This is a genomic window from Rhodanobacter sp. B05 (genome assembly GCF_002001085.1).
In the GTDB taxonomy this organism is placed as follows: Bacteria; Pseudomonadota; Gammaproteobacteria; order Xanthomonadales; family Rhodanobacteraceae; genus Rhodanobacter.
In genome coordinates, this window is sequence record NZ_MUNU01000016.1 from 150,990 (window position 1) to 173,177 (window position 22,188).

At 67.6% G+C, this 22,188-nt stretch carries 21 protein-coding genes; 13 read left to right on the forward strand and 8 right to left on the reverse strand.

From position 1 onward, the window contains the following. Positions 1-73 precede the first annotated feature (73 nt). From B0E47_RS11360 to B0E47_RS11375, 4 genes are all read left to right on the forward strand, one after another. Complete coding sequence (locus tag B0E47_RS11360) at positions 74-964, forward strand: PhzF family phenazine biosynthesis protein (protein ID WP_077514375.1); 891 nt, start codon at positions 74-76, stop codon at positions 962-964. Between the two features lie 62 nt (positions 965-1,026). Continuing rightward, positions 1,027-2,352 (forward strand): amino acid permease, encoded by a 1,326-nt coding sequence (locus tag B0E47_RS11365; RefSeq protein ID WP_077514376.1) that lies wholly within the window; start codon positions 1,027-1,029, stop codon positions 2,350-2,352. Positions 2,353-2,404: 52 nt separating this feature from the next. Beyond that, the gene (locus B0E47_RS11370) at positions 2,405-2,941 is read left to right on the forward strand and encodes a (2Fe-2S)-binding protein (RefSeq protein ID WP_077514377.1); all 537 of its coding nucleotides are present in this window, start codon (positions 2,405-2,407) and stop codon (positions 2,939-2,941) included. After that, positions 2,938-5,220, forward strand: a complete 2,283-nt coding sequence (locus B0E47_RS11375) for a molybdopterin cofactor-binding domain-containing protein (protein WP_254422906.1) — start codon at positions 2,938-2,940, stop codon at positions 5,218-5,220. Before B0E47_RS11370 ends, B0E47_RS11375 begins: the two co-directional genes overlap by 4 nt. A 61-nt stretch (positions 5,221-5,281) precedes the next feature. Here B0E47_RS11375 and B0E47_RS17360 read toward each other — a convergent pair whose 3' ends face one another. The 3 genes from B0E47_RS17360 to B0E47_RS11390 form a co-directional block, all read right to left on the reverse strand. Then, entirely contained in the window at positions 5,282-5,686 is a 405-nt protein-coding gene (locus B0E47_RS17360; RefSeq protein ID WP_077514378.1) for a TonB-dependent receptor, read from the reverse strand. Positions 5,687-5,908: 222 nt separating this feature from the next. Then, positions 5,909-7,906 carry a hypothetical protein gene (locus B0E47_RS11385; protein ID WP_254422907.1) on the reverse strand — a complete coding sequence of 666 codons (1,998 nt, stop codon included), beginning with the start codon at positions 7,904-7,906 and terminating at the stop codon, positions 5,909-5,911. A 45-nt stretch (positions 7,907-7,951) separates the two neighbouring features. Then, on the reverse strand, positions 7,952-8,851 hold the full coding sequence (locus B0E47_RS11390) for a hypothetical protein (RefSeq protein ID WP_254422908.1): 900 nt from the start codon (positions 8,849-8,851) through the stop codon (positions 7,952-7,954). Positions 8,852-9,230: 379 nt separating this feature from the next. On the opposite strand from B0E47_RS11390, the gene fusA reads away from it, so the two are divergent. Beyond that, positions 9,231-11,270, forward strand: coding sequence for an elongation factor G (gene fusA / locus B0E47_RS11395; RefSeq protein ID WP_077514380.1), 2,040 nt, complete (start codon positions 9,231-9,233; stop codon positions 11,268-11,270). Positions 11,271-11,457: 187 nt separating this feature from the next. Here fusA and B0E47_RS11400 read toward each other — a convergent pair whose 3' ends face one another. Next, on the reverse strand, positions 11,458-11,940 hold the full coding sequence (locus B0E47_RS11400; RefSeq protein WP_077514381.1) for an SET domain-containing protein-lysine N-methyltransferase: 483 nt from the start codon (positions 11,938-11,940) through the stop codon (positions 11,458-11,460). A gap of 157 nt (positions 11,941-12,097) precedes the next feature. On the opposite strand from B0E47_RS11400, the gene B0E47_RS11405 reads away from it, so the two are divergent. Continuing rightward, positions 12,098-12,580 carry a hypothetical protein gene (locus B0E47_RS11405; protein ID WP_077514382.1) on the forward strand — a complete coding sequence of 161 codons (483 nt, stop codon included), beginning with the start codon at positions 12,098-12,100 and terminating at the stop codon, positions 12,578-12,580. A 34-nt stretch (positions 12,581-12,614) separates the two neighbouring features. Continuing rightward, positions 12,615-14,405, forward strand: a complete 1,791-nt coding sequence (locus B0E47_RS11410; protein WP_077514383.1) for an acyl-CoA dehydrogenase C-terminal domain-containing protein — start codon at positions 12,615-12,617, stop codon at positions 14,403-14,405. Between the two features lie 171 nt (positions 14,406-14,576). Here the strand turns inward: B0E47_RS11410 and B0E47_RS11415 are convergent, their stop codons facing one another. Next, positions 14,577-14,822 (reverse strand): hypothetical protein, encoded by a 246-nt coding sequence (locus B0E47_RS11415; protein ID WP_077514384.1) that lies wholly within the window; start codon positions 14,820-14,822, stop codon positions 14,577-14,579. A gap of 275 nt (positions 14,823-15,097) precedes the next feature. Between B0E47_RS11415 and B0E47_RS11420 the strand changes: the two genes are divergently transcribed. The 4 genes from B0E47_RS11420 (at position 15,098) to B0E47_RS11435 (ending at position 17,836) form a co-directional block, all read left to right on the forward strand. Next, entirely contained in the window at positions 15,098-16,090 is a 993-nt protein-coding gene (locus tag B0E47_RS11420; protein WP_077514385.1) for a DUF4105 domain-containing protein, read from the forward strand. Between the two features lie 186 nt (positions 16,091-16,276). Further along, a complete protein-coding gene (locus B0E47_RS11425) occupies positions 16,277-16,876 on the forward strand; it encodes an OmpA family protein (protein WP_077514386.1) in 600 nt (199 codons plus the stop codon). A 149-nt stretch (positions 16,877-17,025) separates the two neighbouring features. Next, complete coding sequence (locus B0E47_RS11430; RefSeq protein WP_077514387.1) at positions 17,026-17,487, forward strand: SRPBCC family protein; 462 nt, start codon at positions 17,026-17,028, stop codon at positions 17,485-17,487. Further along, complete coding sequence (locus B0E47_RS11435) at positions 17,471-17,836, forward strand: metalloregulator ArsR/SmtB family transcription factor (protein WP_077514388.1); 366 nt, start codon at positions 17,471-17,473, stop codon at positions 17,834-17,836. The genes B0E47_RS11430 and B0E47_RS11435 overlap by 17 nt, the downstream gene beginning before the upstream one ends. A 25-nt stretch (positions 17,837-17,861) precedes the next feature. On the opposite strand, the gene B0E47_RS11440 is transcribed toward B0E47_RS11435, so the two are convergent. Further along, positions 17,862-19,295 carry an RNB domain-containing ribonuclease gene (locus B0E47_RS11440; protein ID WP_077514389.1) on the reverse strand — a complete coding sequence of 478 codons (1,434 nt, stop codon included), beginning with the start codon at positions 19,293-19,295 and terminating at the stop codon, positions 17,862-17,864. Between the two features lie 167 nt (positions 19,296-19,462). Here B0E47_RS11440 and B0E47_RS11445 point away from each other — a divergent pair, with 167 nt between their 5' ends. Continuing rightward, entirely contained in the window at positions 19,463-19,936 is a 474-nt protein-coding gene (locus B0E47_RS11445) for a GNAT family N-acetyltransferase (protein ID WP_077514390.1), read from the forward strand. 68 nt (positions 19,937-20,004) lie between these two features. Here the strand turns inward: B0E47_RS11445 and B0E47_RS11450 are convergent, their stop codons facing one another. Further along, a complete protein-coding gene (locus B0E47_RS11450; protein WP_168171059.1) occupies positions 20,005-20,781 on the reverse strand; it encodes a SapC family protein in 777 nt (258 codons plus the stop codon). Positions 20,782-21,023: 242 nt separating this feature from the next. Here B0E47_RS11450 and B0E47_RS11455 point away from each other — a divergent pair, with 242 nt between their 5' ends. Further along, a complete protein-coding gene (locus B0E47_RS11455; RefSeq protein WP_077514391.1) occupies positions 21,024-21,623 on the forward strand; it encodes an HNH endonuclease in 600 nt (199 codons plus the stop codon). Positions 21,624-21,641: 18 nt separating this feature from the next. Here B0E47_RS11455 and B0E47_RS11460 read toward each other — a convergent pair whose 3' ends face one another. Further along, positions 21,642-22,088 (reverse strand): low affinity iron permease family protein, encoded by a 447-nt coding sequence (locus B0E47_RS11460; protein WP_077514392.1) that lies wholly within the window; start codon positions 22,086-22,088, stop codon positions 21,642-21,644. Between the last annotated feature and the right edge of the window lie 100 nt (positions 22,089-22,188).

Below are 22,188 nucleotides of genomic sequence, written 5' to 3' on the forward strand. Positions count from 1 at the left end.
CGCGGGCCGGTTCGCCGGCTTGTCGGCAAACCTCTTCGATGCGATCTTCAGGCTTTCCCTGCCAGGAATCGCCATGCCACATCCACGCCGTTTCCTGCAGCTGGATGTCTTCGCCAGCCGACTCTTCGACGGCAACCCGCTGGCCGTGGTGGTGGATGCCGAAGGACTGGACGGCGATGCGATGCAGCGCATCGCGCGCTGGACCAACCTCTCCGAAACCACGTTCCTGTTGCCGCCGACCGTGCCGCAGGCGGACTACCGCGTGCGCATCTTCACCCCGCGCCAGGAGTTGCCGTTCGCCGGCCACCCCAGCGTGGGCAGCGCCTACGTGGCGATCGAGGTCGGCCTGGTCGATGCAGGCAAGGCCGCGCTGATCCAGCAGTGCGCAGCCGGACTGCTGCCGGTGCAGGTCGTCGGCCAGGGCCCAGCGCGGATCATCCATGTGCAAGCCCCGCCGGCGCGGTTGACGCCCGTCGATGACACCCTGCGTGCGCAACTGGCCCGCGCACTGCACATCGAACTCGCGCCGGAGCAGGCCAGCCATGTCGACAACGGCCCGCACTGGATCTTGTGCCATCTGCACGAGGCGGCGGTGGTTCGCGCGCTGGCGCCGGAGATGGGCCCGCTCGCGGAGCTGTGCCTGCGTCACGGCGCGGTGGGCGTCAGCGTGTTCGGGCGCGAACTTTCCGGCGATGCGGCGATGGCGGTACGCGCGTTCTGCCCGGCCGACGGCATGCCGGAAGATCCGGTCACCGGCAGCGCCAACGCGGCGATCATGGTCTGGCTCGGCGCGCGCGAGGACCGCGACGGCTATGGCCTGCGCTATCGCGCCAGCCAGGGCCGCGAGATCGGCCGCAACGGCTGCGTCGAAGTCGCACGTGATCGCGCCAGCGGTGCCATCACCATCGGCGGTGCGTGCGTGATCGGCGTGCGCGGCGCATTGCAGTGGCCCGCAAATCCCTGAGCCGCCTTGCCGAATGCGCGGCGCGCGGCCATGCTGTCGCGCCGCCACTTCCGACCTGACCGATGCTTGCAGCCAGCCCCGCCGGCACTTACCTCCGCAGCCTGCGCCCCTGGGATGCCGCACTGATCGTGGTGGGCGGCATCATCGGTGGCGGCATCTTTCTCAATCCCGGGATTGCCGCGCAGCGCACCGAATCGGGGCTGGCGCTGTTACTGATGTGGGCCGGCGCCGGCGTGCTCACCCTGGTCGGTGCGCTGTGCTACGCCGAACTGGGCGCGCGTCGACCGCATGCCGGCGGCACTTATGTCTACCTGCGCGAGGCGTTCGGTCCGCTGGCCGGCTTCCTGTTCGGCTGGACCATGCTGCTGGTGATCTACTCCGGCTCGACCGCGGCGGTGGCGACGATCTTCGCCAGCTACGCCGCCGCCCTGTTCGGGCTGCCGCCGGCATGGGCGCTGCCGCTGACCGTCGGCGGTCTGGTCTTCGTCACCGGCATCAACCTGTTCGGCATCCGCCTCGGCGCGCAGATCCAGAACCTGTTCGCCCTGCTCAAGCTGCTGGCGGTGGCGGTGCTGGTGGTGTGCGGCCTGTTCCTCGCCGGGGCGGGTCACGGCCAGGTGCTGGCGGCCGATCCGGCGCGCCACGGCGTCGGCTTCATCGGCGCGGCGCTGCCGGTGCTGTTCGCCTACTCCGGCTTCACCTATCTCAACAACCTGGCCGGCGAGGTGCGCGAGCCGCAACGCACGCTGCCGCGTGCGCTGACCCTCGGCATGCTGCTGGTGATCATCGCCTACGTGCTGGTCAACGTCGCCTATCTGGCGGTGCTCGGCCACGCCGGGCTGGCCGCGAGCACCGCGCCGGCCGCCGACGTGATGCAGCAGGTGGTCGGCCCGGTCGGCGCGAAAGTGATCGCGCTGGGCGTGGCGATTTCCACCCTCGGCTTCTGCAACATCACCCTGGTCGCCGGCGCGCGCGTGCTGCAGGTGATGGGCGAGGACGGCTTGTTCTTCCGCGCGGTGGCGCGGCTGCATCCGCGCTGGCGCACACCGAACGTCGCGCTGTTGCTGCTCGGCGGCTGGTCGATCGTGCTGGCGCTCAGCGGCAGCTATGGACAACTGCTGGATTACGCCACCTTCGGCGACTGGCTGGCCTGCGCGGTCGGCGTGGCTACGCTGTTCTGGTATCGCCGCCACGATGGCGGCACGACCGGTTTCCGCGTACCCGGCTATCCCTGGCTGCCCCTGTTGTTCATCGGCATCGTGGCATGGGTGGTGGCAGCGACCATGCACGACAACCCGCACAACGCCGGCATCGGCGCGTTGATCATGCTGGCTGGCGTGCCGGTGTACGTTCTCTGGCGCCGGCTGTTCAGCCGCGCAGGACCCTAAGCCGGGGTCGGCAATGCCACAATGTACGGATTGACCCCCGGGGAGATGATGGATGGCGCAAGTGCAAGGCCAGATCCTGCCGACCAGCCAGGCCAGCAACATCGTGCCTGAACCCGTTCGCGACGGCATCGATCTGCACATCAACGGCGAGCATTACCGGCACACCGGGGATCCGCAGATGCCGTTGCTGTGGTATCTGCGCGACGTGTTGCGGCTGACCGGCACCAAGTACGCCGGCGAGCATGGCGAGAATGGCGCGGATCTGATCCTGCTGGGCGACAAGCCGGTTTCCGCGATCACGCTCCCGATGAGTTCGCTGGCCGACAAGTCGGTGACCACGGTGGAAGGCCTGGCCGCCAACGACGGCACCCTGCATCCGCTGCAGCAGGCCTTCATCGACGAGGACGCGATCGGCTGCGGCTACTGCACACCGGGCTGGCTGATCTCCGGCGTGGCCCTGCTGCGGCGCAAACCCAAGCCCGGCGACGACGACATCGACCAGCTGCCGAACCTGTGCCGCTGCGGCTGTCAGACCCGGGTGCGTCACGCGATCAAGCGCGCCGCCGCCGGGAAGGCGGCCCAGCCATGAGCCGTGACCACATGAGCGACGGCAAGACGCGCCACGCGATCCGGCTGGATCGCCGCCGCTTCCTGCAGGTGCTGGCCAGCACCGCCGGCGCGCTGGTGGTCGGCATCCGCCTGGCCGATGCCGCTGGCGCACCGCTGCCGGCGGCCCTGCTTGGCGAGAATTTCCACGACCTCGGCGCCTATGTGCGCATCGACGGCGATGGCAACGTGCTGATCGGCGCACGCGATCCGGATACCGGCACCGGCGTGGCCACCTCGCTGCCGCGCATCATCGCCGAAGAACTCGACGCCGACTGGAATCGCGTCAGCGTGGTCGCGCTCGGCCTGGGTGTCAGCAACAGCAACGGCCAGCCGCAGTGGACCTACGGTCGCCAGGTCGGCGGCACCGGCGGATCGATCCCCGCGGCGTGGAATGACCTGCGCCAGGTCGGCGCCCTGGCACGCTGGCTGCTGATGCAGGCCGCGGCGCGCCGACTGGGCGTCTCGGCCAACCGGTTGCGCTGCGATTCCGGCACGGTGATCGCGCCGGACGGGCGCCGCGTGACCTACGGCAGCCTCGCTGCGGACGCCAGCCAGGTCGCGCTTCCCGCAAGCGCGCCGGCCCTCAAGGCGGCTTCAAGCTACCAGCTGGTCGGCTATCCGGCGGGCGACGTCGACGCCCACGATATCGTCACCGGCCAGGCACACTACGCGATCGACCAGCATCTGGGCGACGCCCTGGTTGCCGTGCTGGTGCATTGCCCGTGGCCGGACGGCACGCTCTCGCGCATCGACACCAGCGACGCCCTCGCGGTCAAGGGCGTGGTCAAGGTGGTGCAACTCAAACCCGAGCCGGGCCAGCCGTGGGGCAGCACGGTGATCGCGCCGGCCGTCGCCGTGCTGGCGAAGGACACCTGGGCGGCACTGCAAGGGCGCGCAAAACTCAAGCTGGAATGGAAGCCCGGCGCCAGCGCCGGCGAAAGCAGCGCGGCGCTGGAACAGCAGGCACTCGCCATGCTCGGCAGCCAGACCGCACCCACCACTCGCGTGCGCGACGACGGCGACTTCGACGCGGCCGGCAAGAAAGCCGTGCGCCGGTTCGAGGCCAGCTATTTCCAGCCGTGGCTTGCGCATGCCACCGCCGAACCGATGAACTGCCTGGTGCGACTGGACAAGGATCGCGCCCGCCTCGTCGTGCCCACCCAGGCGCCGCAAAAGGCCTGGGCCGTGGTGCAGCGGCTGACCGGCCTCACCCCCGATCAGATCGACATCCGCGTGCCGCGCGTCGGCGGCGGTTACGGTCGCCGGCTCGATCACGACTTCGTCGCCGAAGCGGTGATGCTGGCCAAGGCCGTCGACACACCGGTGCGCCTGCTGTGGACGCGCGAGCAGGATTTCAGCCACGACTATTACCGCTCCGGTTGCGTGCATTCGTTCAAGGCGATTGTCGATCGCAAACGCCAGCTCACCGGCTGGCACCAGCGCATCGCGAGCGCCTCGGCACTGGCTCATCGCGGCGTGCCCGAAGATCGCCTGTGGAGCTCCGAACTGCGCGCCGACCAGTTGCCTGCGGGGCTGGTGCCGAACTATCGCAGCGACTGGTACGCGCAGCAGTCGGCACAGCCGCGCGGCCCGTTTCGCGGCATGCCTCACCTCAGCAACGCGTTCGCGGTCGAGAGTTTCATCGACGAGATCGCCCACCAGATGCTCGAGGACCCGTTGAAGACGCGGCTGCGCATCCTCGGCGAACCGCGCCAGCTGCCGCTGGGCAACGGCGCCACGCTGGACATCGGCCGCCTGCGCAACGTGTTGCAACTGGTTGCCGACCGCATCGAATGGAAGAACTGGTTGCGCAGCGTCAACGGCCTCGGCATCGCCTGCTGGCACATCGACGGCGCCTACGTGGCGCACGCCATCGAAACCGCCATGCAGGACCAGAAACTGACCATCCAGCGCGTCGTCTGTGCGGTCGACGTCGGCCGCGTGATCAATCCGCTGGGCCTGCACGGCCAGGTCGTCGCCGCCACCCTCGATGCGTTGTCCACCGCGCTCAATCCGGCGGTCACCTTCAAGAACGGCCAGGTCCAGCAGCACAACTACAAGGACTACCCGCTGGCCAGCATGGCGCAGCTGCCGAACGACGTCGAAGTCATCGTCGTGCCCGGCGACCGCGCGCCCACCGGCGCCAGCTTCCTGGCGATGCCCACCGCCGCCCCCGCGCTCGCCAACGCCGTGTTCCGCGTGAGCGCCGTGCGCGTGCGCCGGTTGCCGCTGATGAAGGAATTCCTGCGGCTGCGGTGAGCACGGGACAAGCGGCTGTTCCAGTCCGGTCAAGCCTGCCGGAACAGCCGCAGCTCCGGCATCAGCTCAACGCGGCAGACCCCGCCAGTTCCCGCGGCAAGCGCACGATCATCCACACCATCAGCAACGCCGCCAGCAGCACACCCACCGACGCCAGCCCCAGCGCCGGTGCCAGCGTGGCCTCCGGCAACGCGCCTGCATAGAGCAGCACCAAGCCGCCCGTCATCACCAGGGCCGCCAGTTGATGCAGGTAAAACTGGACGTCGGCCAGCCGCCGGCCCGATCCGGCGATCCACAACTTGTGGACCAGCGCATAGATGAGCGACACCACGAAGCCCACCAGCAGAATATGTGCGTGCGCAACGAACAACGAATGGTTCTTCGACGCCGCCATGTAGATGCCGACACCCATGCCGGCGATGGCATAGGCGAACGCGCAAAGCAGAAACTTCCGATCGATAGCCATGTTGACCCCCTCCCGAGTGACCGGCACATGGATCAGGCGGTGCGCAGCCGGTTGCGCATCGCCCGAACGCCTCAGTTCGACAAACCCCGTTTCGGTGCGACAGCGCGGCCACCCTACAGGGAAAGTGCGCATTCGTCAGACATGATCACGCCGCGGGTTCGTCCCGCACCGCCCGTTGTACCGGACATCCGCGGCGCAGTGTGTTGGACGGCTGCGGAAATCTCAATGGAACTGATCGCTCGCCGGCACCCACGAGCTGGATGACGACGCGGGCGCATGGACCGGCCTGGCCGGCACTGAGCCAGGCGCGCATCCCGGCGGCATGGGGCCGCCGGCGACACGGGCGGCGGCGCATTCGGCATCGTTGTCGAACTTGACCATCGGCGTCGGCGTTGGCGACGCCGGGCTGCTGGCCGCCGGTGCAGGTGGCGCCAGTGGCTGCGCCGGCGCCAGGTTCAGCCGGTCGTAGAGCTTGGCGGAAACGGGCGCCGCAGGCGGGTCGGGGTTGCTGCAGCCGAACAGCGCAATCGGCAGCAGCGGCTTGATGGCGCACTCGACGCGCACGCCGCGCGGCAGATGGAAGGTGTGCTTGACGGTGGTCTTCTCCACCGCGCGGCGCAGCGCCGTGTCGACCGAGCTTTCGCCCTCGGGGGTCCAGTCCTGGTCGAAGCGGGTGGCCTGGTAGCCGATGTTCGGCGCCCCGTGCCGCATGATCTCGGTATCGCCGTGCGGTTTCAGCTGCACGTAATCGCCGACGGCGCCGTGCTGCTCGCCCTGCCCCGCCCCGGGCTGATCGCCGCCGGGCCTGCCCGCGCCTTGCAGTTTGCCTTGCTTGCCGGTGGATTTGCCGGCGCCGGTCGACGCCGGCGGTGTGCCGGTGCTGGCGGACGCGGTGCTCGATGACGCGCTGGCGACGCCGGTGGGTTCGCCCACCGTGGCGGTATCGCTGCCCTGCGGAATCGCATCCGGCGCACGACTCACGTCGTTGGCAGCATCGGCTGCGCTGGCCGCCGCGTTGTTCCGGGCCGGTGCGGTGGCTTCGGCGCTGGCCGGCGTGCTGGCGGGTTTCGGTTCGCTGGCCGTGCTCGGCGTCGGCGCCGGGGTGGCGAGGCTGGCGATCGCGGTCGGGACACTGAGGGACGGCTGCAGGGCGGATGGCTGGATGGCTGGTGCGCGAGCTATCTGGTTGAGGTCGATCCTTGCCGGTGGTACCGGCGCCGACGGCGCCGACGCGGGTACCATCGTCGCCGGCACCGCCTGCAGTTCGGTGGCGCTCACGGTGACTGCCGTTGCCTGCGGCTGCGGCAACGCCTCCGGTGCGATCACTACCGGCGCCAGTACTGCGGGCTGTTGCATCACGATCGGTGCGGGCTGCGCCGGCAGCGGCAACGGCTGCAGGCGTGGCACCTCGGGCGCAGCCGGCGGCTGCGGCGCGGGTGTCACGCTGACCGGCGCGACCGTCTTCGGCAGGTCGACATGCATGGCCATGGCAGGCAGGTTGAGCGGCGCGGGCGTCGACACCTTCGGCAGCGCCAGGGAGGTGGGCGACAGGATCGGGCGATTGCCTTCGACCTGCGGTGGACGCATCGCTTCCGGCTGGAACGTCGGCGGTGCCGGGAGTACCGGCGTGGGCAGCTGCACCGCCAGCGCAGGCGGTTCGCCAGCGGGCGACACGGGCTTCGGCAGCGGCAGCGGCGCAGGCGCGGGCAGGCTCACCGGCGGTGGCGGCGTGGCTACCGGCGTCGGCGTGGGTGCACGCGATTGCCTGGTCTGCGCAATCACCGGCGGCGCGGGAACCGGCGGCGGCGCGCTTTCCACCGCCGCTTCGATGTTTGCGCTCGGTTCGGTGTGTGGTGCCGGCGTGCTGCGATGCCCCTGGTGACGTGGGCCACGCTCCTTCGGTGGTGTGCCGCGCACCGGCGGCGGCGGTGGCGGTTGCGGCGGTTCGACCAGGCGTACCTGCAGCGCCAGCTCGGGTGGCGGTGGCGGCAGCACGGGTTCGAACGCGGGACCAAGCACGAAACCGAACAGGAAGAACACATGCACCAGCAGCGCGCCGACCATCGCCAGCACACGCCGGCCACGCTCGTGTGGCTCCGACTTTGCGCGCCGGTGGTAAACGCGACCGCGCGTGGCCGCGGCCAGCGGCGAGTCCAGCAGGACCCGCGTCGGATTGGCGGCGCGACCGGCGGGGGCGGAGTCCGGGGGCGGCAAAGGCATGCGGCCAGTGTAATGGGCTCGCCTGTCCCGCGAGCGCATCGACGGCTAGGGATGCTCGGCGCCCTTCGCTGCACGTTCGCGCAGTTCGGCATCGACCGCGCGATCGGGCGTGTCCACCGGGCAACCATAAGCCAGCGGCTTGCCGGCGCGGTACATCGCGATGCAGGCGTCCACGCCGGGCGGCTGGGGCACGTGCGCGTGGCCGTCGAGCGATCGCGACGGTGCCATGTTGAGGCGCTCGTCGCCGTCCTTGGCCGATGGCGGAGGTGGCGGGTCGCCGCCGCAGCCACCGGCCAGCATGGCCAGCGACACGGCGCAATGGATGCGGATGCCGCCAGGCAGGCGGATGGTCTTCTTCACGGTGGTCTTGTCCACCAGTTTCTGCAGGGCGCTGTCGACGGCGTTCTCGCCATGACCCCAGTCTTTCTCGAAGCGCGTGCCGCGGTATTTGACCGGGCTGTCGTGCTGCATGACCTGGGTATCGCCCTGCGGCATGCGCTGCACGTAGCCAGGCGTCGGCGCGGTCGACGCGGTTGCCGGCAGCAGCGGTTGGCCGTGCGCGTCAAACAGCCGGGGCGCGGGTGGCGCCTGCACGACCAGGGCGTTCTTGGCAGGCGGCTCGGGGTGCCGCCGCGGCGGCGGTGCAGGCGGCGGGAGTGCCGGCAGCGCAAGCGGTGGCGGCGGGGCGTGCACCGCGGGGGTGGCGCTGATCAGGCGCACCTGCATGATCTCCTCCGGCACGACCGGCGGCGGCGGGGGCGTCACCGGACGCATGGCGTACCACGCCAGCAGCGCGAACAGGCCGTGCAACAGCAACGCCACGATCCACGCCAGCCGGCGCTGTGCCGGTTCGACCGGCGACTCATGCCAGCGCCGCTGCGTCCGGGCAATCCGCACGGCCTCGTCGAGCGCGGCCAGCCCGTGGCGCGGATGCCCGGGTGTCACGCGCTGGCTCGACGAAGAGCGAAGCTGCTGGGAATGCTGCGCGGGGGTGATGATGATGCCTCGAGGGGAAGCGGAAGGTGATCGCAGGATGCCGGACCGGGGTTGAACCTCGCTCGACCATCCAGTCCGGCGCCGCAGCACCTTGATCAAACAGAGACAGCGGGCGCGACGGCCCGGTTCCCCGCAGTGCAGCTTGACGACGCCGGCACTTGGCACAAGGCTAGATGATCGGCAACCGCGCCGACTCCGCCATGACTGCCTGCGCCCGCAGTGGAGTGCAGAGCGGCCATGACGGCCCGCCATCGTCAGCCGCCAACGCGCGGCCTCATGCGGCGCCGTTGATGCCACGAGGCCACGCCCTGCATGGGAGGGTCGCATCGTGACGTATTCCACGGAAAGCATCCGCAACATCGCACTCGCCGGACACGCCGGCGTCGGCAAGACCACGCTGTTCGAGGCGCTGCTGCATGCCGGCGGGGCGATCCAGGGCGTGGGCACGGTCGAACGCGGCAACACCGTTTCCGATACCGACGAGCAGGAAAAGGCGCGTGTGCATTCGATCGACAGCTGCGTGGCGCAGATCGAGCACGGCGACTGCCGCCTCAACCTGATCGATACCGCCGGCTACAGCGATTACCGCGGCGCCACCCTGGCCGCGCTGGCGGCGGTGGAAACCGCGGTGATCGTGGTCAATGCGATCAACGGCATTGAGCACGGCACGCGCCGGATGATGAAGCATGCAGGGGAGCGCGGCCTGGCACGCATGCTGGTGATCAACAAGATCGACTTCGACGGCGCCAACCTCGCCGCCCTGGTCGACGCCCTGCGCGAGGAGTTCGGCAGCGAATGCCTGCCGGTGAACCTGCCCGCCAACCACGGCAACCGGGTGCTGGACTGCTTCTTCCACCGCGAGGGCAGCACCGATTTTTCCTCGCTGGCCGAGGCGCACCAGCGGATCATCGACCAGGTGGTGGAGATCAACGAGACCGTGATGGGCCGCTACCTCGACGAGGGCGAGGATGCGCTGAGCCCGCAGCAGTTGCACGACGCATTCGAGGAATGCCTGCGCGAAGGGCACCTGGTACCGATCTGCTTCGTCAGCGCGCGCACCGGCGCCGGCGTGAAGGAACTGCTCGACGTTGCCGCCCGGTTGTTGCCGAACCCCGTCGAAGGCAACCCGCCGCCGTTCGTGCGCGGCGACGGCATGCCGCTGCGCGTGTCCAACGACCCGGCCGCGCATGTGATCGCCGACGTGTTCAAGATCATCAACGACCCGTTCGTGGGCAAGCTCAGCGTTTTCCGCGTCTGGCAAGGCACGATCCGCCGCGACAGCCAGCTGCTGGTGGACGACGGCCGCAAGCCGTTCAAGGTCGGCCACCTGTTCCGCCTGCAGGGCAAGAGCCACGTGGAGATCGAGGCGGCGATCCCCGGCGATCTCGCCGCGGTGGCCAAGGTCGAGGAAATCCACTTCGACGCGGTGTTGCACGACTCGCACGACGAGGACCGGATCTCGCTGGCACCGCTGGCGTTCCCCACGCCGATGTACGGCCTGGCGCTGGAACCGAAGCACAAGGGCCAGGAGCAGAAGCTTTCCAATGCACTGGCACGGCTGGCCGAGGAGGATCCCTGCTTTCGCGTCGAGCACCATAAGGAGCTCAACGAGACAGTGGTGCGCGGCCTGTCCGACCTGCACCTGAAGGTGATGCTGGAACGCATGCGCCTGCGCTACGCGGTGGAGGTGGAAACTCACCCGCCGCGCATCGCCTACCGGGAAACCATTGCCGCCCACGCCGAAGGCCACCATCGGCACAAGAAGCAGACCGGCGGCGCCGGCCAGTTCGGCGAGGTGTTCCTGCGCATCGAGCCGCTCGACCGCGGTGCCGGTTTCGAATTCGTCGATGCGATCAAGGGCGGCGTGATCCCCGGCCAGTTCCTGCCGGCGATCGAGAAAGGCGTGCGCCAGGCGATGGAGCACGGCGCGGTCGCAGGCTATCCGCTGCAGGACCTTCGCGTCACCGTCTACGACGGCAAATACCACGCGGTCGATTCAAAGGAAGTCGCCTTCATCAGCGCCGGCAAGAAGGCGTTTCTCGACGCGGTGGTCAAGGCGCGCCCGACCGTGCTGGAGCCGATCGTCAATGTCGAGGTGGCGATTCCGGAGCACAACGTGGGCGACGTCACCGGCGGCCTGGCCGGCAAGCGCGCCCGCATCATGGGCACCGACACGCAGCGCGGCGGCGAACTGGTGATCAAGGCGCAGGCACCGCTGGCGGAACTGATCGACTACCCCACCGAGCTGAAGTCGATGACCGGCGGCCGCGGCCGCTACAGCCTCGACCTGAGTCATTACGAGGCCGTACCGCCGAACGTGCAGAAGCAGCTCAGCGAGGCGTGGAAGCCGCACGTGGAAGAGGACTGAAGGGGCCCCAACGTCGTCATTCCGGCGAAGGCCGGAATCGCTTCACCAGCACTGGATATGGCCGTCGATGTTTATTGTTGCCAAAGGCAAGAGCGATTCCGGCCTTCGCCGGAATGACGACCCGGAAAAGGTGACAGCAACTTGTCGTGCAACCCTGGCGAGAACAGAAGCGAATTTTGACCGCTGACTACTGTTTCGCCTTGAGCATCGTGCCGGTGCACTTCGCCGAACCGCAGCGGCATGCCCACAGCTTCTTCAGCCGCGCGGTGTGCGGCACCTCGAGCACGATGCCGTAGTCGTAGGTCAGTTCCTCGCCGGGCCTGATCCGGCGGATCGCCTCGATCATCACCCGGTCACGACGCGGATCGCCGCTGGCGCTCTCCTCGACCACGGCGCGACAGTTCGGCGCGCAGCTGTGGTTGATCCAGCGCGCGCTGTTGCCCTGCTGGTTGGCGTCGATGATGTAGTCGTCGTTGAGCGTGAACAGGAAAGTGTGGCCGGTCTCGCCACCGTCGCCGTACAGCGCGTCGGCTTCGGCATGGCTCATCAGCTTGCCCTTGTATTCGATGATGTGCTCGCCGCGCGCGATGACACTGGCGGCGAACACGCCGTTGCCATGGATGGGCGAACGACGGGCGACGAAGCGGCGTGGCCGTGAAACCTGAGGCATGGAGAGTCTGCTGGCATATCGGGAAGGACGACGATGATGCCGATTGCCGCGCGGAATGGAAACCTTCGCCCACAGCGACCGGCGGAACAGCGCGCCGGCCTTCCCTCCCGAATTTCGAATCCCTGCTAAGATTCAAACAATCGTTTGAGGTGCATCCATGAAACGACTGCTACGCGGATTTCTGCTGATCCTGCTGGGCGCCGGCCTGGTTGCCTGCGGGCCGGCAAAGAAGAGCGTGTTTCCGCCCACGCTGAGCATCCAGCAACTGACCGTGCTGCCGAACGGCCAGTGGCGACTGACCCTGCGCATCCAGAACAACAGCTACGGCGAGATGGATTTCAAGTCGCTGGAGGGCCAGTTGCAGGTCGGCGCGCTGGCACCGATTCGCCTGCACGCCATCTTCGCGCGCGACATCCCGGCACTGGCCGGCGACGTGTTGCCGCTCGACGTGTTGCCGACCGGCCCGATGATCCAGGCCTTGCAGGCCGTCGCCGGCAAGGGCAGCGCCGGCTCGGTCGCCTATCGCCTCCAGGGCAGCAGCCGTGCCAAGCCGGAACAGGAAAAGGACGCCCGCGACTTCGACTTCGACGGCAATGGATGGATCTCGCCGGTACCCGGCATCCCCGACACCTGGCGCTGAACCTTCGCCACCGACGACCGCCCAAGGAACTCCCATGACCGCTTACAAGGCCCCCCTCGACGACCAGCGCTTTGCCCTGTTTGATGTGCTCGGCGCCGAACCGATCCTCACCTCGCTGCAAGGCGGCGAAGGCCACAGCCGCGACCTGCTTGATGCGGTGCTGGAAGAGGCTGGTCGCCTCAGCGAGCAATTGCTGGCGCCGACCAATGCGCCCGCCGACGCGGAAGGCTGCCGCTTCGACAAGACGACGGGAGCGGTGACCACGCCGAAGAGTTTCAAGGAGGCGTTTCGTCAGTTTGCCGAAGGCGGCTGGACCGGCCTGACCAATCCCGAGACCTACGGTGGCCAGGCCCTGCCCGGCGTGCTGGGCACCGCCACCACCGAGATCTTCCAGTCCGGCAACCTGGCCTGGAGCCTGTACCCGCTGTTGTCCGAGGGCGCCACCCACGCGATGGCGATGCACGGCGAGGAATGGCAACGCGAGCTCTACATGAAGCCGATCGTGGCCGGTCGCTGGACCGGCACGATGTGCCTGACCGAACCGCAGGCCGGCTCCGACCTGGGCCTGCTGAAGACCCGCGCCGAACCCGGCAACCAGGATGCCGGCGGCCACCAGGTCTACCGCCTCACCGGCACCAAGATCTTCATCAGTGCCGGCGAACACGACCTCACCGAAAACATTGTGCACCTGGTGCTGGCGCGCCTGCCCGACGCGCCGGAAGGCAGCCGCGGCATCTCGATGTTCATCGTGCCGAAGTTCAAGCTCAACGCGGACGGTTCACCGGGCGCGCGCAACACCGTCGCCGCCGGCGCGATCGAACACAAGATGGGCATCCACGCCTGCTCCACCTGCGTGATGAACTTCGACGGCGCCGAGGGCTACCTGATCGGCAAGCCGCACAAGGGCCTGGCTGCGATGTTCACCATGATGAATGCGGCGCGCCTGTCGGTTGGCGTGCAGGGCCTGGCGCTGGCCGAGCGAGCGCTGCAGAACAGCCTCAACTACGCGCGCGAGCGGCTGCAGTCGCGGTCGCTGTCCGGTCCGAAGTTCCCCGACAAGCCGGCCGACAACCTGCTGGTGCAGCCCGACGTGCGGCGCATGCTGCTGACCCAGCGCGCCTTCGTGGAGGGTTCGCGCGCACTGGTGCTTTACACCGCGCTGCAGACCGACATCGAGCATCGCGGCACCGACGAGGCGGCGCGCAGGAAGGCCGGCGAGCTGGTCGCCTTCCTGATCCCGATCGCCAAGGGCATGACCACCGAGCTGGCGCAGGAATGCACCAAGGAAGCGCTGCAGGTCTACGGCGGCCACGGCTACATCGCCGAGAACGGCATGGAGCAGTTCGTCCGCGATGCCCGCATCATCACCTTGTACGAAGGCACCACCGGCATCCAGGCCGCCGACCTGCTCGGGCGCAAGATTCTCCAGCTGCAGGGTGTGGGCTTCAAGCACTTCCTGGAGGAGATCAGCGCGTTCTGCCAGCAGCACGCCAAGACCGAATCGCTGCGTACGTTCATCGGCCCGCTGGCCGTGGCCACGCGCAACTGGAGCGACCTCACCTTGGCACTGGCGCAACGCGCCCAGGCCAACCCGGAGGAACTCGGCGCCGCCGCCACCGATTACTTGTACTACTCCGGCTACGTGACCCTGGCCTATCTGTGGGCACGCAGCGTGCTCGCGGCGGAGACCGGCCGGCAATCGGCCGCCTTCAAGCAGGCCAAGCGCGACACGGCGACGTTCTACTTCGCCCGGATCCTGCCACGCACCGGCATGCACCAGGCCGCGATCGAGGCCGGCGTGGCGAGCCTGCCTGCGATCGACTGAGGAAACCGCGCGCCGCACACAGGAAGCCCGGCGATGCCGGGCTTCCTGTGTCGAGGCAGCTGACGCTGGATGTCTTTCGGTTCGCGGGCGCCACCGCCAGCTTGCGTCAGGTCAGGTGCCGAAGTAGGTCAGGTTTGGCTCAAAAGCGACATGGCGTCGGCCATCGGCGGCTCAATTCCCGTAGGTTTCGCGGAACGTGTCGCCGCTCATGCGCAGGTACTGCTGAACCAGCGCGTCGTGGATGGTCGCGACCTGCATCAGCTCGCGCGCCAAGGCCGCCTGCGCTTCGGCGATGCTTGGCTGCGCCGGCCTGGCGGCAACGACGGGGACGGCCCGTACCACTCGCGGCGCAGGCGCGTCAGCCTGGGAGAGTTCGACGTCGAGCAGATGGGAGATGTCGTAGGCGATGTCGTTCATGCCCGGGGTAATGCAACAGGCTTGCCAACTGTCGATGGCGTCGGTCGGTCTCGTGCCCTGATCGGGGCAGCCATGGCGCTATAGTGACCCGGCTGCCCGCCACGCGGATCTTCGCGCGCAGGCACCACGCAACCGGCGATGCATCCTCACGGGAGATGGCGATGAAGCGGCTATTGACGTTCGTGGCGGCCTTCGACCCAAAACCGATCGGGGGCTGAGCCCGCGCCGGCAGGGTCGGGCGAGGCGGCCGCGGCACGATGATGGACAGGCTCCGGATGATCGGCCGCACCACGCTGCTTGCCCTGATGGTGCTGCTCGTGGCGTGCTCGGGAACCTGGGCGGCGCTGGCGCTCTGGTATCGACTGCCGGGCGGCAGGCTCGTGCGCACGCTCGGCAGCATGGTCTGGATCCTGCTGGTGCTGGCACTGGCCGCGCTGGCGATCGAGCAGCGCAGCGGGTTGCCCGTGCTTGCCTACGTGGCGCTCCACGCCCTGCTGTTGCTGTGGTGGGTCCGCATTGCGCCATCCGGCCAACGCCACTGGCGCGACGACGTGGCCCGGATGTTGACCGGCACCGTGCAGGGCGATCAGGTCCGGCTCGACAACGTGCGCAACTTCGACTGGCGCAGCGACACCGACTACGACATCCGCTGGGAAAGTCGCACGTATGACCTGGCCCGGCTGGTCGGTGCCGACGCCGTGCTGTCCTACTGGGGCAGCCGGGCGATCGCCCACGCGATGATCTCATTCGGCTTCGACGATGGTCGCCACCTGGTCTTCTCGGTGGAGGTGCGCAAGAGTCGCGAGCAGACCTATTCCTCGATCGGCGGCTTCTTCAAGCAGTTCGAGACGATCCTGGTCGCGGCCGACGAGCACGACATCATCCGCGTGCGCACCAACGTGCGCGGCGAGGACGATTACCTGTATCCGTTGCGCCTGGATCCATCGACCCTGCGCTCGCTGTTCCTTGCCTACGTGCACGCGGCAAACCGGCTTGCCGGACAACCGGCGTTCTACAACACCTTCACCTCCAACTGCACCACCATCGTCTACCGCATGGCGCGCCAGATCGACGCCGGCCTGCCTTGGGACGTGCGCCTGTTGCTGACCGGTTACCTGCCGGAATATCTGCACCAGATCGGCGCGGTCGATCGCAGCGTGCCAGTGGAGACCCTTCGCCAGCGCGGCCGCATCACCGAACGCGCACGAGCGAGCGTTGCCGGCGCCGATTTTTCGCGCGCCATCAGGCGGATGGACACGTTCGCTTGATCGACACCCCGCGCGGCGCACCGTTGCGAATGCAACGCAACCTGAACAGCTGTCGCGTCCGTGCCGCCGTTTTACATGTGCTTGCCACCCGAAACGTTAGGTTTCCGCCGACAGCGTTCAAAAACAATTGACCCCGCTTGCGCCCCGCTGTCACCTGAACGCGAGCACGAATCCCAGGAGACTGCAATGAATACGAGGATCCCCCGGATGGCCTTGTTGGCCGCAGGTTTCATGACGCTCGGCCTGGCAGGCTGCTCGCAATACGTCAAGCAGTCCGATTTCAACACCGCCATCCAGCAACTGCAGCAGAAGCAGCAGGACCAGCAGCAACAGATCGATGCGATCAAGCAACAGATGCAGTCGCAGTTCTCCAAGTACGACTCGCAGATCACCAGCATGCAGGGCCGGGTCAGCATCGACACGGTGGCTCATTTCGCTTTCAACAGCGCCACCTTGAGTGAGCAGGACAAGCCGGCGCTGCAGGACTTCGCCGCCACGATCAGCAAGTACCACCCCAACGTCCTGATCACGGTGGAAGGCTTCGCCGATCCGGCCGGCTCGCGTGCCTACAACAGGAAGCTTGGCATGGAGCGCGCAAACGCAGTGCGCGACTTCCTGGTCAGCAGCGGCTTGGCCACAGACCAGGTACGCGCGGTCAGCTATGGCGAGGACAGCAACCGCCAGGTCGTCAAGGGCGCCACCCGTGATCGTGGTGCCGACAACCGCCGGGTCTCGCTGACCGTGGACGCCCCCGGTACCGGTTCCGTCGCCACGGCGGCACCGTAACCGAACCACGGAAGCTGTCCCGGATCGACTCCGGGCAGTTCGGGCGCATCGTCGCCACCCGGAATCATGCAACCTCGCAGTTGCATTTATCTCCCGGCGGGAATAACGTGCAACCTTGTGGTTGCGCTTTCCGACGAAGGAGATTGCCAGTGAATGCCTCTACCGACCGCATCGAGAAACAGATCCTGCTGAAAGCGCCGCGCCCGCGCGTGTGGCATGCACTCGCCGATGCCGAGACCTTCGGAGACTGGTTCGGGGTGGCGCTGAAGGGTCAGCGCTTTGTCGCCGGCGAATCTGCCCACGGCCACATTACCTACCCGGGTTACGAGCACCTGCAGTTCGAGATCACGCTGGAACGGATCGAACCCGAACATCTGCTGTCGTTCCACTGGCATCCATATGCGGTGGATGCGACCCGCGACTACTCGAACGAGCCGCCCACGCGGGTTGTGTTCGAGCTGGAGGAAGTCGACGGCGGCACCTTGCTGCGCGTTGTCGAATCCGGCTTCGACCGGATACCCGCCGAACGCCGCGCAGAGGCATTCCGGATGAACAGCGGCGGCTGGGATCAGCAGATGAAGAACATCCTGCATCATGTCGCCACGCACTGAACCGACCGTGCCGAAGGCCCACGCGAAGGCCGCGACACTGCGCAAGTCCGCACCGGTGTTCGCCGCCTTGGGCGATCCCACCCGGCTGCGCCTGCTCGGCGCACTGTGCGCCGGCGGCGCCATGTCGATCACCCAGCTCACCGCGGGCAGCGCGATCACCCGGCAGGCGGTGACCCGGCATCTGGATATATTGGCCGGCGCCGGCCTGGTAAGCGATGTGAGGCAGGGCCGCGAACGGCTATGGCAATTCGAGCCGACCCGGCTCCACGAGGCGCGCCGCTCGCTGGAAGCGATCGGACAGCAGTGGGATCAGGCCCTGCAGCGGTTGCGCACCGCGGTGGAACGTTGAGCACACCGGTCTCGCGCCTCGGCGATCAGGCCAGCGCGAAACGGGTCACCCGTTTGACCGGATCGGCCTCGACCAGGCTCACCTTGACGTCGGCACCCAGCGGCAGCACCGAACTGCCGCTCACGCTGGCCTCGACCGCGGGCTCGCGCAGCATCACCACGCCCTTGCTGGCGTCCGGCGCGACTTCGACGATGGCGCCGTCGAACTGCTCGCCGACGCGTGACGACAGCGCCGCCGCCTCGGCCAGGTCGAGCACGGCCTTCTCGTATTGATGCGCGCGGTGGCCGGACGCCTGCATGGTGGCCGGCAGGCCCGGCAGCGCCGCCAATACCCAGTCCGGCACCGGCTGTTGCGCGCACAGCGCCACGCAGACCTCGCCGGTGTAGCGATCGACCAGCCGGCGCAATGGCGCCGTGGCATGGGTGTATTCGGCGGCAATCGCGGACTGCATCGGCTGCGCAGGCAGGCTGCCGTTGAATGCGGCGTAGCCGGCCCCGCGCAGCACCGAGGTGCAGGCGGTAAGCATCGCGAGATGGCGGTCGTTGCGCGGGTCGAGCGAACGGATGAAGCCCGGATAGTCCAGCGTCGCGGGCCAGTCGATGCCCAGCGTCCTGGCGGTGATCCGCAGCCGCTGCAGTGCCTGCGACTCGGGTTCGGGCAGGGTGCGCAGCAGACCGATTTTCGCCTGCACCATCAGGCGCGCGGCGGCCATGCCGGTCAGCAGCGAAATCTGTTCGTTCCAGTCCTCGACCGCCAGGCGCGCACGGAACGCCAGGGTCCAGCGGCCATCGACCACGCTGATCTCCTGCTCCGGCAACGGCAGGCTGATGCCGCCGCGGGCCTGCTCGCACTGGCTGCGCAACTCGCCGATGCGGCGCAACACCGCCCACATCGGATCGGCATTCCCGGCATCGATCGCCTGTTGTACGCCGACATAATCGAGCTTGGCGCGACTGCGCACGCGCGCCCGGCGCACATCGATGCCGGCAATCTCGCCGGCATGATCCAGCTCGATCGTCCACAGCAGTGCGGGACGCACCTGGTCGGGCAGCAGCGAGGTGGCGCCTTCGGAGAGCACCTTCGGGTGCAGCGGGATCTTGTTGTCCGCACCGTACAGGGTCTCGCCGCGCCGGTTTGCCTCCAGGTCGACCGGGTCCCCGGGCCGCACGAAGGCGGCGACATCGGCGATCGCGTAGTACACCCGAAAGCCCTCGCCCTGCGCCTCCACGTACATCGCCTGATCCAGGTCCATCGATTCGGCCGGGTCGATGGTGAGCAGCGGCAGCTCGGTGCGATCCAGCGCCGGCAGGCGCGGGTTCGTCGCCGCGGCCGCCGCGGCCGCCTCGACCTCGGGCGGAAACGCCATCGGCAGTTTCATCTCGCGCTGGATATCCGCCATGCCCTGCGCAAGCACGGCGTTGTCGGGAGCTTGCAGATGGATGCGGCGCGTAGTGGACACGATGGACTTCCCCGGGTTCGATGACTGACGGCGGACAACGCGTGGCCGCGCGATGCATGCCATCGCCCTGGCCCTGCCGGAATATACACGTGCGGCCGTTGCGGGACTTCCGTCACAACCGCGCAAGGTGTAGAAACCCACGAAGTCACGCCAACCCAAACGCACCCATGACCGACCCGACCCTGCTGATTCGCCTGGCCGAAGACGACGACGATTTCCTCCTTTCGCTGGTGCCACGCCTCGTCGACTTCACGTTGCCGGCGTGGCGGCGCCGGCACGAATGCATCGAAGGCATCCGCGACGACCTGCACCGTCACCTGGAAGACCAGCCCGCGAACAACTTCCTGTTCGTGGCCGAGGACGCCGACGGCGAGCGGGTCGGCTTCATCGAGCTGCAGAAGACCCAGGATTTCTTCACCGGCCGCACCAATTGCCACATCAACAATGTGGTGGTGGTGCCGCGCCATGAAGGGCGCGGCGTCGGCAAGGCGCTGATGACGCACGCGGAACAGTGGGCGCGCGAGCATCACTGCGCGCTCGTCACGCTGGCAGCATTTCCTGGCAACGAGCGCGCCCTGGCCATGTACGCATCATGCGGCTACGGGACGGATCTGCTGCGACTGGTCAAGCCGGTACGTTGAGAAACCCCGAATGCGACGAAGCCGCCCTTGGGCGGCTTCGTCGTGACGCTCCCGCGGTGCAGGCAAGTTCAGTTCTTGCTGGTGCCGGCAGTTGGTTCCGCCTGTTCACGCACGTTCAAACGCTGCGCCAGGCGATCGATATTGGCCAGCGACAGCAGGTGCGCATACACCCAGCCCAGCACGCCTTCGCGTATCAGCTCGTGGGTGGCCTTCTCGTCCAGCGCGCGCAGCTTTTCCTCGTTGACCATGAACAGGCCGTTGAGCGTGATGCCCCGGCTCGACTCCGCCTCGCCCTTGTGCAACTGCACGTTGCGCGGCTCCAGAAGATCGTGCTTGACCAGTTGCTGCATGAACCAGCGAGTGCGTTCGATGTTCTGCTGGAATTCGCCGAGGAAACCCACCGCATTGGTCAACAGTTCGGTGTCGGTGCCATCCTCGTTGAAAAGGCGCTGACCTTCGGCGGTGTTGAAGCCCTCGAAACGGTCGTCGAGGAACACCGTGAAGTCGTTGCCCTCCTGGCCGGCCGGCTTCTCGGCCAGCACGAACGGATAGCGGCGCACGAAGGCCGGGATATAGGCATTCTTCTCCCACTGGCCGGCTTCATCGACGTACAGATTCTCGTTCTCGCGCAAGCCGAGCAGGGCGATCGGGCCGGCACTGGCGACATCGGTACCCGCGAACACGATCAGCAGATCGCGTGCGGCGAGGCCGAATTCCGCACCGGTCAGCGGCACCGAGTGCGTATTCATCGCAAACTTCAGGTGCGCCACGTTCTTCATGCGAAGATCCTTGTGGTCGGCACGATTGAGCGGCACCGGGTGCTCGTAGAAAATGACTTCAGCCACGTTGATTCCACCTATGTCCCCCGCCGTGCCGGGCCACTACCGCAGTGCCCCTGTCAAACCCGACGCAGGTTTTTATTGACCCGTGATCATATCAGCGGTTGGGGGCGGCGGCGACCGCCGCTGCGGCGCCGTGCGCCCGGCCCACCTGCGTATTGACGCGAAATTGGTCTATGCTGGCTGCAAAACAGGTGCCAGACCGCGCCTGGACGTTGTTTCGAAGCCAAGGCCAAGGGACGCTCCACATGCTGATGGACTTGCCAAAACCCGCCGACCTTCACGCGACCCGCGTGCTGTCGCTGGATGCTGCCGGCCGCATCCTGGACTGGATCAGCTGGCAGGATGCGGTGTGCCTGTATGTCCGCGATGCGGTCGCCTGGACCCTGGGCGACCCCTGCCTCACCGTGCACGGCGGGCACAACCGGGTACGCGGCAGCCAGAGCCTGCTGCATCTGCATCCGATCATCGCCAGCACCGGCCATTGCCGCGAGCACGCGATCGATCCTGCGCCGGCGCTCACCAACACCGCGCTGTTCGCGCGCGACCGCCACATCTGCATGTACTGCGGCGAGCACTTCGCCCGCCTGGAACTGACCCGCGATCACGTCCTGCCGATCTCCCGCCAGGGCAAGGACGAGTGGGAGAACGTCGTCAGCGCCTGCCTGCCGTGCAACCTGAAGAAGAGCAACCGCACCCCGCAGCAGGCCAACATGCCCTTGCTGGCGGTGCCCTACCGGCCGAGCTGGGTGGAGCACCTGATCCTGTCCAACCGCAACATCCTGGCCGACCAGATGGAATTCCTGGTCAGCCGGTTGCCGCGCGACCGGCGGCCGATCGCCGCCTGAGCCGGCAAACGACCATCTTCAGCGTGCCCGCTTGCCGCCGGCAGTCTTTCCCTTGTCGTCGTTGTCCAGATCCTGTGCGTCATTTTCGATCGTGTCGATCGTCTGGCGCGCACCCTTCGCCAGCTTGCAGTAGTGCCTGCGGATCCGGTCCAGATCGTCGTCGTCCAGCTCTTCGAGGTTCAGCAGCGCGTTGTGGGCCTTGCTGGTGCGGATCAGCTCATCGAGCTTGATCTGCAGCGCGCCGGTATCCCGGTTCTGGCTGCTCTGGATCAGGAACACCATCAGGAAGGTGATGATCGTGGTGGAGGTGTTGATCACGAGTTGCCAGGTATCGCCATAGTGGAAAAGCGGGCCGGTGCCCGCCCACACGACGATCAGCGCGACGGCCAGGATGAAGGCCAGCGGCTTGCCGGCCTGGCGCGAGGTGGACTCGGCAAATCGGCGGAACAGTCTGCGCATGGACATGGCTGTGAATGACCGCAGTGGGGTGGCTGTGCAGCGTCCTCGCCATGCCGTATTCACCGCGTGCAGAGCGGGTTGCCCGGCCCCGTTCACATCCCCGCCC

Bases quoted from the DNA above. Each gene is read 5' to 3' on its own strand.
- B0E47_RS11445 (WP_077514390.1), top strand. From the start codon at position 19,463: ATGACCGACCCGACCCTGCTGATTCGCCTGGCCGAAGACGACGACGAT.
- B0E47_RS11405 (WP_077514382.1), top strand. From the start codon at position 12,098: ATGAAACGACTGCTACGCGGATTTCTGCTGATCCTGCTGGGCGCCGGC.
- B0E47_RS17360 (WP_077514378.1), bottom strand. From the start codon at position 5,686: ATGGCTATCGATCGGAAGTTTCTGCTTTGCGCGTTCGCCTATGCCATC.
- B0E47_RS11435 (WP_077514388.1), top strand. From the start codon at position 17,471: ATGTCGCCACGCACTGAACCGACCGTGCCGAAGGCCCACGCGAAGGCC.
- B0E47_RS11460 (WP_077514392.1), bottom strand. From the start codon at position 22,088: ATGTCCATGCGCAGACTGTTCCGCCGATTTGCCGAGTCCACCTCGCGC.
- B0E47_RS11415 (WP_077514384.1), bottom strand. From the start codon at position 14,822: ATGAACGACATCGCCTACGACATCTCCCATCTGCTCGACGTCGAACTC.
- B0E47_RS11370 (WP_077514377.1), top strand. From the start codon at position 2,405: ATGGCGCAAGTGCAAGGCCAGATCCTGCCGACCAGCCAGGCCAGCAAC.
- B0E47_RS11365 (WP_077514376.1), top strand. From the start codon at position 1,027: ATGCTTGCAGCCAGCCCCGCCGGCACTTACCTCCGCAGCCTGCGCCCC.
- B0E47_RS11400 (WP_077514381.1), bottom strand. From the start codon at position 11,940: ATGCCTCAGGTTTCACGGCCACGCCGCTTCGTCGCCCGTCGTTCGCCC.
- B0E47_RS11455 (WP_077514391.1), top strand. From the start codon at position 21,024: ATGCTGATGGACTTGCCAAAACCCGCCGACCTTCACGCGACCCGCGTG.
- B0E47_RS11360 (WP_077514375.1), top strand. From the start codon at position 74: ATGCCACATCCACGCCGTTTCCTGCAGCTGGATGTCTTCGCCAGCCGA.
- B0E47_RS11420 (WP_077514385.1), top strand. From the start codon at position 15,098: ATGATCGGCCGCACCACGCTGCTTGCCCTGATGGTGCTGCTCGTGGCG.
- B0E47_RS11410 (WP_077514383.1), top strand. From the start codon at position 12,615: ATGACCGCTTACAAGGCCCCCCTCGACGACCAGCGCTTTGCCCTGTTT.
- B0E47_RS11385 (WP_254422907.1), bottom strand. From the start codon at position 7,906: ATGCCTTTGCCGCCCCCGGACTCCGCCCCCGCCGGTCGCGCCGCCAAT.
- B0E47_RS11375 (WP_254422906.1), top strand. From the start codon at position 2,938: ATGAGCCGTGACCACATGAGCGACGGCAAGACGCGCCACGCGATCCGG.
- B0E47_RS11425 (WP_077514386.1), top strand. From the start codon at position 16,277: ATGAATACGAGGATCCCCCGGATGGCCTTGTTGGCCGCAGGTTTCATG.